Source organism: Streptomyces sp. NPDC057616, from assembly GCF_042800575.1.
GTDB lineage: Bacteria > Actinomycetota > Actinomycetes > Streptomycetales > Streptomycetaceae > Streptomyces.
Map to the genome: position 1 here is coordinate 112,677 of NZ_JBHVGU010000014.1, position 11,505 is coordinate 124,181.

General features: G+C 71.7%; 10 protein-coding genes. 3 read left to right on the forward strand and 7 right to left on the reverse strand.

Translation table 11 applies throughout. The features are described 5' to 3' along the window. Positions 1 to 53 precede the first annotated feature (53 nt). Complete coding sequence (locus ACFU97_RS19420; protein ID WP_384257857.1) at positions 54 to 1,325, reverse strand: ABC transporter substrate-binding protein; 1,272 nt, start codon at positions 1,323 to 1,325, stop codon at positions 54 to 56. A 122-nt stretch (positions 1,326 to 1,447) separates the two neighbouring features. On the opposite strand from ACFU97_RS19420, the gene ACFU97_RS19425 reads away from it, so the two are divergent. The 3 genes from ACFU97_RS19425 to ACFU97_RS19435 are packed head-to-tail and all read left to right on the forward strand — an operon-like array spanning position 1,448 to position 5,503. Continuing rightward, on the forward strand, positions 1,448 to 1,963 hold the full coding sequence (locus ACFU97_RS19425; protein ID WP_384257860.1) for a PadR family transcriptional regulator: 516 nt from the start codon (positions 1,448 to 1,450) through the stop codon (positions 1,961 to 1,963). After that, entirely contained in the window at positions 1,960 to 2,709 is a 750-nt protein-coding gene (locus ACFU97_RS19430) for an ABC transporter ATP-binding protein (protein WP_384257862.1), read from the forward strand. Before ACFU97_RS19425 ends, ACFU97_RS19430 begins: the two co-directional genes overlap by 4 nt. 40 nt (positions 2,710 to 2,749) lie before the next feature. Continuing rightward, entirely contained in the window at positions 2,750 to 5,503 is a 2,754-nt protein-coding gene (locus tag ACFU97_RS19435) for an FtsX-like permease family protein (protein WP_384257865.1), read from the forward strand. An 18-nt stretch (positions 5,504 to 5,521) separates the two neighbouring features. Here ACFU97_RS19435 and ACFU97_RS19440 read toward each other — a convergent pair whose 3' ends face one another. The 6 genes from ACFU97_RS19440 to ACFU97_RS19465 form a co-directional block, all read right to left on the reverse strand. Beyond that, on the reverse strand, positions 5,522 to 6,418 hold the full coding sequence (locus ACFU97_RS19440) for a hypothetical protein (RefSeq protein ID WP_384257867.1): 897 nt from the start codon (positions 6,416 to 6,418) through the stop codon (positions 5,522 to 5,524). Between the two features lie 94 nt (positions 6,419 to 6,512). After that, on the reverse strand, positions 6,513 to 8,168 hold the full coding sequence (gene pgi / locus ACFU97_RS19445; RefSeq protein ID WP_384257870.1) for a glucose-6-phosphate isomerase: 1,656 nt from the start codon (positions 8,166 to 8,168) through the stop codon (positions 6,513 to 6,515). Positions 8,169 to 8,426: 258 nt separating this feature from the next. Then, positions 8,427 to 8,762, reverse strand: a complete 336-nt coding sequence (locus ACFU97_RS19450) for an RNA polymerase-binding protein RbpA (protein WP_003976875.1) — start codon at positions 8,760 to 8,762, stop codon at positions 8,427 to 8,429. Positions 8,763 to 8,975: 213 nt separating this feature from the next. Continuing rightward, positions 8,976 to 9,206 carry a preprotein translocase subunit SecG gene (secG, locus tag ACFU97_RS19455; RefSeq protein WP_207228689.1) on the reverse strand — a complete coding sequence of 77 codons (231 nt, stop codon included), beginning with the start codon at positions 9,204 to 9,206 and terminating at the stop codon, positions 8,976 to 8,978. Positions 9,207 to 9,320: 114 nt separating this feature from the next. Beyond that, positions 9,321 to 10,097 carry a triose-phosphate isomerase gene (tpiA, locus tag ACFU97_RS19460; protein WP_384257872.1) on the reverse strand — a complete coding sequence of 259 codons (777 nt, stop codon included), beginning with the start codon at positions 10,095 to 10,097 and terminating at the stop codon, positions 9,321 to 9,323. A 5-nt stretch (positions 10,098 to 10,102) separates the two neighbouring features. Further along, positions 10,103 to 11,314 (reverse strand): phosphoglycerate kinase, encoded by a 1,212-nt coding sequence (locus tag ACFU97_RS19465; RefSeq protein ID WP_384257874.1) that lies wholly within the window; start codon positions 11,312 to 11,314, stop codon positions 10,103 to 10,105. Positions 11,315 to 11,505 lie beyond the last annotated feature (191 nt).

Consider the following 11,505-nt stretch of genomic DNA (forward strand, 5'->3'; position numbering starts at 1 on the left):
TATATTGGACCAGAACGAACCGAAGAGAGATCGGGGCGTTACTTAACATGTAACTAGCGACCAGGGATCGCGGCCAGCTCCCGCGCCAGTCGCCGCACGGCCGCGGCGGGCGTCTCGTGCCCGGTCAGCGCGTCCTGCACGACCGCCTGCACCACCAGGCTGACCTGGCCGTAGCGCGGGCTCTGGGGGCGCGGCGCGGCCGAGCGCACACTCGCGCGCAGGGTCGGCAGGTAGGGGAACTGCCGTACCAGATCGGGGTCCTGGTACAGCGCGGCCCGGACCGGCGGCAGCGCGCCGCGGGTGAGGACCTGGCGCTGGACCGGCGCGCTGGTGAGGTAGGCGATCAGGCGCGCGGCCGAATCCGGGTGCCGGGCATGGGTGTTGACGGCCAGGTTGGAGCCGCCGAGGACGCTCCTGCCGGGTCCGTGCGGGCCGGGGAGCGGCACGGCGCCGATCTTCCCGGCGACCGGGGAGCCCTTGGCCGAGGAAACGGCGTAGGCGTAGGGCCAGTTGCGCAGGAAGAGCAGCTTTCCGTCCCGGAAGTCCTGCTTGGACTCCTCCTCCTTGAACGTCAGCGCCTTCCTCGGGATCCAGCCCTCGCGCACACCCCGGGCGAGGAAGCCGATGCCCTCGCGGGCGGCGGCCGAGTTGACGGTGACCCGCGCGCCCTCGTCGCCGAGGATGCTGCCGCCGGCCGAGTAGACGGCCTCGGCCGCGTTGACGGTCAGCCCCTCGTACGGCAGGAACTGGCCCGCGTAGCCGTCGAGTCCGTACTTCGGGGCGATGGTCTTCGCGTCCCGTTCCAGCTCGGCCCAGGTGCGCGGCGGCGGGACGCCCTCCTTGGCGAGGATGTCCTTGCGGTAGAGGAGCAGGCCCGCGTTGGTGACGTACGGGACGGCGTACAGGCGGCCGTCGTACTCCGCGGTGCTGACGACCGGCTTCAGGAAGGTCCCCAGCGGGAATCGGTCGCGGGGCAGCGGGCGGATCCAGCCGGCCGCCGCGAACTCCGAGGTCCAGCTGACGTCGATGTTGAGGACGTCGAACCGGCTGCGGTCCCCGCCGCGCAGGTCGGTGGCCATCTGGGCGTGCGTCTCGTCGGCGGAGTCCGGCAGCTCGACGAGGGTGACCCTCTCGCCGGGGTGGGTGCGGTTCCAGCCTTCGAGCAGGGGGCCGAGATAGTCGGTGAGGTCCCCGGCGGTGGCGAGCGTCAGGGGCCCGCGGCCGTCCGCGGGGCCCTCGTCGGCATGGACGCCGGAGGCGAGGTAACCGGTCATGACCACGACGAGAACGAGGAGGCCCCTACCCGCGGCATGCATCCACCGCATAGGTTCCTCCTTGCACACCGGCCCCGTGCACCTTCGCCCGGAGTCAGAGGCCATGTATACCTGTTAGGTATGGGCGATACTAGGGCCTGGAGCACATTGCGCAGACTTGGAGGAGGGGAAGAGTGCGCCTGCCCCTCCTGGCTCTTCTAGCGCGCGGTCCGGCGCACGGGTACGAGCTCAAGCAGGACCTTGAGCAACTGCTGGGGTCCGCGTACCCTCAGCCGAACGTCGGCCAGATCTACGTGACCCTCGGCCGCCTCGAGAAGCAGGGGCTGATCGAGGGCGAGGACGTCGAGCAGTCGAGCCGGCCCAACAAAAAGGTCTACCACCTCACCGAATCCGGGCGGGAAGCGCTCCGCGCCTGGTTCGAGGAGCCCGAGGACGAGCCGCGGGTGCGGGACGAGTTCTTCATGAAGCTGGCGCTCGCACCGCAGACCGGTCTCGCCGACCAGATCGCCCTCATCAACCAACAGCGGCGGCAGTACCTCAACACCATGCGCAACCTGTCGAAACTGGCCGCCGCCGAGAACCGGGACAACCGCGTCGCGCACCTGCTGATCGAGGGCGCGATGCTGCACCTCCAGGCCGACCTCGACTGGCTGGAACGGTGCCAGGAAGAGCTGGAGGAGCTGGAGTGAGCGACGGTCCCGCTCCCGTGCTGCAGGCCGAGGGCCTGGTCAGGACGCACTACGGCGAAGGCGCGCCGGCGTATGCCGTGCGCGGTGTCGACCTCTGCGTGCGGCAGGGCGAGTTCGTGGCCGTCACCGGCCCGTCCGGCGCCGGCAAGTCGACGCTGCTGCACCTGCTGGGCGGGCTCCAGCGGCCGGACGCCGGCAGCATCCGGCTGGACGGCGCGCCCACGGACACCTGGAGCGAGGCCCGCTGGGCGGTGGAGCGCAGGAAGCGCATCGGGATCGTCTTCCAGTTCTTCAACCTGGTCTCCAACCTCTCGGTCGCCGACAACGTCGAGCTGCCCGCGCTGCTCGCCGGGGTCGCGCCCCGGCAGGCGCGCGCCGGACGCGAGGAGCTGCTGGCCGAGCTGGGACTCGCGGGCAAGGAGCGGAGCATGCCGGGCGAGCTGTCCGGCGGCGAGCAGCAGCGGGTCGCGCTGGCCCGGGCGCTGGTCAACCATCCGCCGCTGCTGCTGGCCGACGAGCCCGCGGGCAGCCTGGACAGCAAGGGCACCCGCGAGGTGATGCGGCTGCTGTCCCGCTTCCACCAGCGCGGCCAGACGATCGTGCTGGTCACCCATGACGCCCGGCTGGCGAGCGCCGCGGACCGGGTGATCAGCTTCTTCGACGGGCGCATAGCCGACGACGCCGCTCTGGACGGCAGGCCGGCCCGCGGCAGCGGGATATCGGGCGTGCTGGAGCTCAGGGACTGACATGCGGGTGTACGACCACCCCGGGAAGGGCTGAGGCGCCGTGCGAGCGACGTTGCGCTGGGCGCACTCCGATCTGCGGACGCATCGCGGCGAGGCGCTGTTCCTCGTCCTCGCCACCGCCGGGATCGTGGCGTCGCTGCTGCTGGCGACGGCCCTGTTCGGCTACGCCACCAATCCCTGGCAGCGGATCTTCACCCAGGAGCGCGGCGCGCAGGACGTGTGGATCCACACCTCCGTGTCCGCCCCGGTGGGCAAGCTGGCGGACCTGGACGGCGTGGACTCCGTCGCCGGTCCCTACGCCACCATGTCGACGACGCTCGCCTCACGCGGCACCCGCGCCTCGGTCGAGCTGCGCGCCACGCCCGAGCGCTCCCCCGATGGCCGCCCGCTGCTCACCTCCGGCCACTGGCTGGACACCGCCACCCCCGACGGCGTGGTCCTGGAGACCCGCCTCGCCCGCGCGCTGCTGGCCGAACCCGGCGACACGCTGACCCTGCCGGGCACGGCGCGGTCCGTGACCGTCGTCGGCGTCGCCGACAGTGCCGAGCCGCGCTACCGCGCCGGCGAGCAGCCGGGGCTCGTCTGGGCGCTCCCGTCCGCCGTGTCCCGCGCGAACGGCCAGGTCATCGGCCTGCGCCTGACCGACCCCGACGACACCGGCTACGCCGTCCAGCGCGCCGTCACGGTCCTGGGCGCCGGCGCCATCGGCGAGGTCTCCACCTGGCAGCAGGCCCGGGCCGAGGCGCAGGGCGACAACCGGCTGCTCGGCCAGGTGCTCGGCCTGTTCGGGCTGGGCGCCCTGGTCGCCGCCGGCCTCGCCGTGCACGGCGCGATCGCCACCCGCATCCGCGGCCACCTGCGCGACATCTCGGTCCTGAAGGCGATCGGCTTCACCCCGGGCCAGGTGGTCCGCGTCTTCCTCTTCCAGCACATCGCCTACGCCGTCCTGGGCGCGGTCGGGGCGGCGGCGCTCACCCAGGCGCTGGGCAGCCGCCTCCCCGGCCGCCTCGGCGACGCCCTCGGCGTCTGGCAGGGCCTGCCCGGCCACACGGTGGCGCTGTTCGCGATCCCCGTCGGCGCCGTCCTGTTCATCGGCGCGACCACGGGCCTCGCGGCCTGGCGCGCCGGGCAGGTGCCGCCGGTGCCGGTGACCCGGCCCGCGACGGCCGGAGGCGACGGGCTGCCGGGAGTCGCGAGGCGGGCGCTCGGCTCTCTCCTCGCGGGACCGGACGGGGCGGGACGACGCGGGCTTCCGGACACGCCGCGTGGCCGCCCCGCGGTGGCGGGGGCCGGCAGGCGGGCCGGTTCGGCACTTCAGGCGGCCGGCCGTCGACGTGACGCCGCGGACGGGGCACGGAAGCCGAGGACGGCAGTACAGGCGTCCGCCTCCCCGACCGCGGTCGCGGTCGCGGAGGCCGACAGACCGCCGACCGTGACACGGCGCCTACCCGATCCCCGGCCTCACGCCACCGACGAGGACCGGATACCGCGCACGGCGGAACGCCCACCCGACACCGGGCCCGCCGCCGCGGCCGGACGCGGGCCGGTGGGGATCGTGAGGCGGGCCGCCGGTGGCCGGTCCGCACGTGCGGCGGACCAGGTGCCGTCGGCCGCCGCACGGCGCGCGCCGGGATCCTCCGCCGGCCGGCTGCCCGCGATGGCGCGGCGGGCGCTCGGGCTCGGGGTGCCGCCCGCGCTCGTGCTGGGCTGGCACACGACGTACGTACGGCGGCTGCGGTCGCTGGCGACGGTCGCGCGGCTGGCGCTGCCGCTGCTGCTGATCGTCGTGGCGATGAGCGCCTGGACGACCATCGACCGGTTCCACGCCAGTCCCGAGCGGATCGGACTGCCCGCCGCTCTCAGCGCTCACCCCGACACCGGCCTCGGCGACCGCGCGACCCGCGCGCTGCTGGAACGCGATCCGCAGGTCGCCGCCGCCTACCCCGGCGTCGAGGTGGCCGCCCTGGTCCCCGGCCAGACGGCCACGATCGCGCTGCGCGGCCTCGGCACCGGCCGCGACCCGTATCCGTACACCCTGGCCCAGGGCCGTCCCGCGCGCGGCTCCGACGAGGCCGTGGCCGGGCAGGGGCTCCTAGACCTGCTGGACGTCCGGGTCGGCGACTGGGTGCGGATGACGGTCGGCGACCAGCCGCAGATCCTGCACATCGTGGGCCGCAGCATCGAGCCGGAGAACGCCGGCCGGGTCATCTCCACCTCGCTCGACACCCTGCGCGAGAACGACCCGCACCTCTCCCCCACCCTCTACCAGGTCCGCCTGCGCCCGGGAGCCGACCCGCACGAGGTCGCCGCCCGGCTGACCGCTGCCGGGCACGGGCACCTGGACGTGCACGCCGTGACCAACCCGGCCGACGGGCTCTCGCCGCTGCGCTCGGTGGTCGTCGGACTGATCGTCGTCCTCGCCCTCATCGGGCTCATCGAACTGCTGACGGCGATCGGCGGCACCGTCCGCGAGGGCGAGCGCGACCTGCTCGCCCTGAAGGCCATCGGCCTGTCCCCGCGCCAGATCACCGGAATCACCGTCACGGCCACCGGCTGCACCGCCCTGGCCGCCGTCCTCGTCGGCACGGCCCTGGGCACGCCCCTCGCGCGCTGGCTGATCGACGCCCAGGGCAGATCGAGCGGCATCGGGGCGGGGATCGCGCAGAGTCCCTCGCCGGTCCTGCTGGTGCTGTTCGGTCTGGCGGCGGTGCTGGGCGCGACCGCCCTGGCCGCCCTGCCGGCGGCCCGCGCGGCCCGCCGGCGCCTCGCGGACACCCTCAGCGCGGCGACCTGACCGCGACGGCCGGGCCCGTCAACCGCCGTACGGATTACGCGGGTTGTACGGCGGAGGCGTGCCGTAAGGATGGCCGTACGGATGGCCCTGCGAAGGCCCGTACGGATGGCCCTGCGGCGGCAGGAAACCGCCGGGACCCTGCGGAGCGTACGGCGGTGGCGGTGGTGTGACCGGCGGCAGCACGGCCGGGTGGGCCGTGAGGCGGATGCCGTGGCGCCGCCTGAGTCTGCGCAGCTCCAGCAGGGCGATCGCGGTGACCGTCACGGGCGCGCCCAGGATGAAGAGGATCCCCAGCGTGAGGCTCAGGCCGTGCAGGTCCCCCGTGACAAGGTCCGGGACGGCCATCAGCCAGGTCGTCACGGTGGCGAGCAGCGGCGGCAGCCCGCGGTGCACGGCGGCCGTGCCGAAGAAGTTCCCGGTGAGCCGGACCGCGCCCGCGATCACGAAGAACGCCAGCCAGAGCCCGGCGAGGCTCAGCACGAGTTTCGGCAGGATCCCGAAGACATCGCCCAGCCGGAAGATCAGCACGGTCGTCAGGACCGAGCCGATGAAGAGCAGCAGCAGCTTGAAGGCGTTGACGAGTGGTGCCTTCAGCTGCCACACCGTGCCGCCGCGCCGCCAGACGTAGAGCATCACGCCGACCGTGAGCGGGGTGATGAAGAACAGGACGGCGGAGGCGGTCGCCGCGTTGTCCAGCATCTCGTCGAAGGCGAACCCGCCCTGGACGAAGGTGTAGACGCCGAGCGCCGCGACCGCTCCGGCGATGACCCGTACGCGCTTGAGCTGCTCCACCGACGGATCGACCGCCTCGGGGATCCACGCCGGGTGGAACACCGCCCGCGCCACATGATGGGGCTTCAGAAAGGTCCGGGCGGTCAGCCTCTCGCTGAGCCAACTCCCGTGCGTGCTCATCACGTTGTGCTCCCCCGAGCGGTCGTGTTCATGATCGCCCGGAGGAGTCTACGGGAAACGGACGGTCACGCGCCGCCCCACTCCCCCACCCGTCGGGTCACGAACGGCCGCGCAGCTCCCGGTACTTGGCGACCAGCGCCTTGCTGGACCCGTCCAGACCCGGCACCTGCGCACCCTCGGTCAGCGCGGGCTCGACCCGCTTGGCCAGCACCTTGCCGAGCTCGACGCCCCACTGGTCGAAGGAGTCGATGTTCCACACGGCGCCCTGCACGAACACCTTGTGCTCGTACAGCGCGATCAGCTGGCCGAGCACGGACGGCGTCAGCTCGCGGGCGAGGATGGTCGTCGTCGGGTGGTCGCCCTTGAAGGTCTTGTGCGGCACCAGCTCCTCCGGCACGCCCTCGGCCCGCACCTCCTCCGGCGTCTTGCCGAAGGCCAGCGCCTGCGTCTGGGCGAAGAAGTTGGCCATCAGCAGGTCGTGCTGCGCCTTCAGCGTCCCGCTCAGCTCGGCGACCGGCTCGGCGAACCCGATGAAGTCCGCCGGGATCAACTTCGTTCCCTGGTGGATGAGTTGGTAGTACGCGTGCTGTCCGTTGGTGCCCGGTGTGCCCCACACCACCGGCCCGGTCTGCCAGTCGACCTCGCGCCCGTCACGGCCGACGTACTTGCCGTTGGACTCCATGTCGAGCTGCTGCAGATACGCCGTGAACTTCGACAGGTAGTGGCTGTACGGCAGCACCGCATGGGACTGGGCGTCGTGGAAGTTGCCGTACCAGATGCCCAACAGACCCAATAGCAGCGGCACGTTGGACTCGGCGGGCGCGGTCCTGAAGTGCTCGTCCACGAGCCGGAACCCGTCGAGCATCTCGCGGAAGCGGTCCGGTCCGACGGCGATCATCAGCGACAGTCCGATCGCCGAGTCGAAGGAGTACCGCCCGCCGACCCAGTCCCAGAACTCGAACATGTTGTCAGGGTCGATACCGAACTCGGTGACCTTGCCGGCGTTGGTCGACAGCGCCACGAAGTGCTTGGCGACGGCCTCCTGGTCCGCCTTCAGCTCGCCGAGCAGCCACTCGCGCGCCGAGGTGGCGTTGGTGATCGTCTCGATGGTGGTGAAGGTCTTGGAGGCGATGATGAACAGCGTCTGGTCCGCGTCCAGGTCGCGGGTGGCCTCGTGCAGGTCGGCGCCGTCGACGTTGGACACGAAGCGGACGGTGAGACCGCGGTCGGTGAAGCTGCGCAGCACCTCGTAGGCCATGGCCGGGCCGAGGTCGGAGCCGCCGATGCCGATGTTGACGATGTTCTTGATGCGCTTGCCGGTGTGGCCGGTCCAGTCGCCGGAGCGGACCCGGTCGGCGAAGCCGGCCATCTTGTCGAGCACGGCGTGCACACCCGGGACGACGTTCTCCCCGTCGACCTCGATCACCGCGTCGCGCGGGGCGCGCAGCGCGGTGTGCAGCACGGCGCGGTCCTCGGTCGTGTTGATCTTCTCGCCGCGGAACATGGCGTCCCTGAGGCCGAAGACGTCCGTGGCTGCGGCCAGCTCGCGCAGCAGCCGCAGGGTCTCGTCGGTGGCGAGGTGCTTGGAGTAGTCGACGTACAGGTCGCCCACCTGCAGTGACCAGGCGGAGCCGCGGTCCGGGTCGGCGGCGAAGAGCTCCCGCAGACCGGTGCCGGCGAGCTCCTCACGGTGCTCCGCCAGCGCGGTCCACTCGGGCGTCTGGTTGAGCCTGGTACGGCCGTCTGCGTTCATGTCCGACTTCAGCCTTCTTTCGTCCCTGTCCAGCGATTCCAACCTAATTGATCAGCGCGGGACGCGAGCCGTCTAGGCGTCGTCGTCCGGCACAACAACAGGTACGTCCGGCTTGCGGGCAGGTGTCGGCACGGGGCCGGACATGACGAGGATGCGCTGCGGCGAGCGGGCCGGGCGTGTCGCGCCCCGTGCGCCCCTCGACCGGGCACGAAACAGCTCCGGCCAGGCACCCCTCGGTACCCGGCCGGTTCTCAAGTCCTAGATCTCGCCCCGCAGTTTGGCGAGCGCCTCGGCGAGGATGGCCTCGCCGTCCGCATCGCTGCGCCGCTCCCTGACGTACGCGAGGTGCGTCTTGTAGGGCTCGGTGCGCGGCGGGTCCGGCGGGTTGTCCCGGTCCTGTCCGGCCGGGAAGCCGCAGCGCGGGCAGTCCCAGGTCTCGGGAACCTGCGCGTCGCTGGCGAAGCTGGGCTGCGTCTCGTGCCCGTTGGAGCACCAGAAGGAGATGCGCAGACGCGGCGCGGACTCGCCGCGCTCGGCCTCGCCCATCGGCCCCGCCCCGACCCGGCTTCCTCGGATCGCGTTGCCACTTGCCACGGTCGTAACTCCCTGCGTGATGGTGCCGCGAAGCGAGTCGGCGTTTCGCTTCGTTGCGAGCGCCTCAGTCTACGTAAGGCCCAACGCGCGTCCAGTGATTGGAGTTACAACCTCCGTACCCAGACGCAAGCCCCATGATAGGCCGCGCTCAGCTGCGCGTACCGAACATGGGGCCTTACGTGCGGAATGCGGGTGCTGTGTGTGTATTGCTGCTCAGCTGTTCGTCTTCATGAGGATGCCGAGTACGACAATGCACGCGAACCACAGCAGACCGATCACGACGGTGATGCGGTCCAGGTTCCGCTCGGCGACCGAGGAGCCGCCCACGGACGACTGCATGCCGCCACCGAACATGTCGGAGAGACCGCCGCCCTTCCCCTTGTGCATCAGCACCAGCAGCATCAGCAGCAGGCTGAAGACGATCAGGGCGATCGAGAACCCCAAAACCACGGCTGGACCAACTCTCTCGGATTCGGATGAACGACGGGGGCACAGCCACAGAGCTGTGCCCCCGCAAGGGTACGACGTATCGCCGCTACCGCATACTCCCAGCTCGTGTCACTGGTCGCGGAAGCGCACGATCTTGACGAACTCGTCCGCGTCCAGCGAGGCGCCGCCGACCAGGGCGCCGTCGATGTCGGCCTGGGCCATGATCTCGGCGACGTTGCCCGACTTCACGGAGCCGCCGTACTGGATGCGCACCTTGTCGGCCAGCTCCTGGTCGTACAGCTCGGCGATCTTGCCGCGGACGGCGGCGCAGACCTCCTGCGCGTCCTCGGCGCCGCAGACCTTGCCGGTGCCGATGGCCCACACCGGCTCGTAGGCGATCACGACGGACTCGGCCTGCTCGGCCGGGAGGTCCTTCAGACCGCCCTCGACCTGGGCGAGCGTGTGCGTCACGTGGTTGCCCGCGTCCCGCACCTCGAGCTCCTCGCCGACGCACAGGATCGGGGTCAGACCGTGCTTGTAGGCGGCCTTGACCTTGGCGTTCACCTGCTCGTCGGACTCGTTGTGGTACTGCCGGCGCTCGGAGTGACCGATCACCACGTAGGTGCACTTCAGCTTGGACAGCATCGGGCCGGAGATCTCGCCGGTGTAGGCACCGGAGTCGTGCGCCGAGATGTCCTGGGCGCCGTACTTGATCTTCAGCTTGTCGCCGTCGACCAGCGTCTGCACGGAGCGCAGGTCGGTGAAGGGCGGCAGGACCGCGACCTCGACGGCCTCGTAGTCCTTGTCCGCGAGGGCGAAGGCGAGCTTCTGGACGTGCGCGATGGCCTCGAGGTGGTTGAGGTTCATCTTCCAGTTGCCCGCCATGATCGGCGTGCGCGTGCTCATGCGGTTCAGTCCTCCAGTGCGGCGAGGCCGGGGAGCGTCTTGCCCTCGAGGTATTCGAGGGAGGCGCCGCCGCCGGTCGAGATGTGGCCGAATGCGGTCTCGTCGAAGCCCAGGAGGCGGACGGCCGCGGCGGAGTCGCCGCCGCCGACGACCGTGAAGGCCGGGGAGTCGAGGAGGGCCTGGGCGACCGCCTTGGTGCCCTCGGCGTAGTCGGGGTGCTCGAAGACGCCCATCGGGCCGTTCCAGAAGACGGTGGCGGCGTCGGTGATCTTCGAGGCGTACAGCTTGCCGGACGCCGGGCCGATGTCCAGGCCCATCCGGTCGGCGGGGATGGCGTCGGCGGCGACGGTGGTGGCGTCGGTCGGAGCCTTGGCCTTCAGGTCCGGGAACCCGGGGGCGACCACGGCGTCGACCGGCAGGACCAGCTCGACGCCGGACTTCTCGGCCCGCTCGATGTACTCCAGGACCGCCGGGATCTGGTCCTCCTGGAGCAGGGACGCGCCGACCTCGTAGCCCTTGGCCTTGAGGAAGGTGTACGCCATGCCGCCGCCGATGAGGATGCGGTCGGCCCGGCCGAGCAGCTCGTCGATGACGGCGAGCTTGTCGGAGACCTTGGCGCCGCCGAGCGCGACCACGTAGGGCCGCCGGACCTCGTCGGTGAGCTTCTTCAGGACGCCGACCTCGGTGGCGATGAGGTAGCCGGCGTAGTGCGGCAGGCGGGCCGGCAGGTCGAACACGGAGGCGTGCTTGCGGTGCACCGCGCCGAAGCCGTCGCCGACGTAGACGTCCGCGAGGGCGGCGAGGCGGTCCGCGAACTCACCGCGCTCGATGTCGTCCTTGGAGGTCTCCCCGGCGTTGAAGCGCAGGTTCTCGATGACCGCGACCTGGCCCGGCTGCAGGCCGTCCACGGCGTCGTGCGCGGCGGGGCCCACGGTGTCCTGGGCGAACGCCACGGGCGCGCCCAGGAGTTCACCGAGCCGCTCCGCCGCGGGCAGCAGCGAGAAGGCCGGGTCCGGCGCACCCTTGGGGCGGCCGAGGTGCGAGGCGACGACGACCTTGGCGTCCGCCTCCACGAGGGCCTTGACGGTGGGCAGCACGGCGCGGATGCGGCCGTCGTCGGTGATGGTGGTGCCGTCCAGCGGCACGTTGAGGTCGGCGCGGACGAAGACCCGCTTGCCGGCCACTCCTTCGGCGAGGAGTTCGTCGATCGTCTTCATTGGGAAGCTCCAGGTGAGGGTGCTCTGATCGTACGAGGGCTGTTCTGTACGTGAGTCAGGGCCCGGGGGGGGGGGGGTGGCCCCGCCCCCGCCCCCCCCCCCCCCCCCCCCCCCCCCCCCCCCCCCCCCCCCCCCCCCCCCCCCCCCCCACCCCCCCCCCCCCCCCCCCCCCCCCCCCTTTCCCTCTCCCT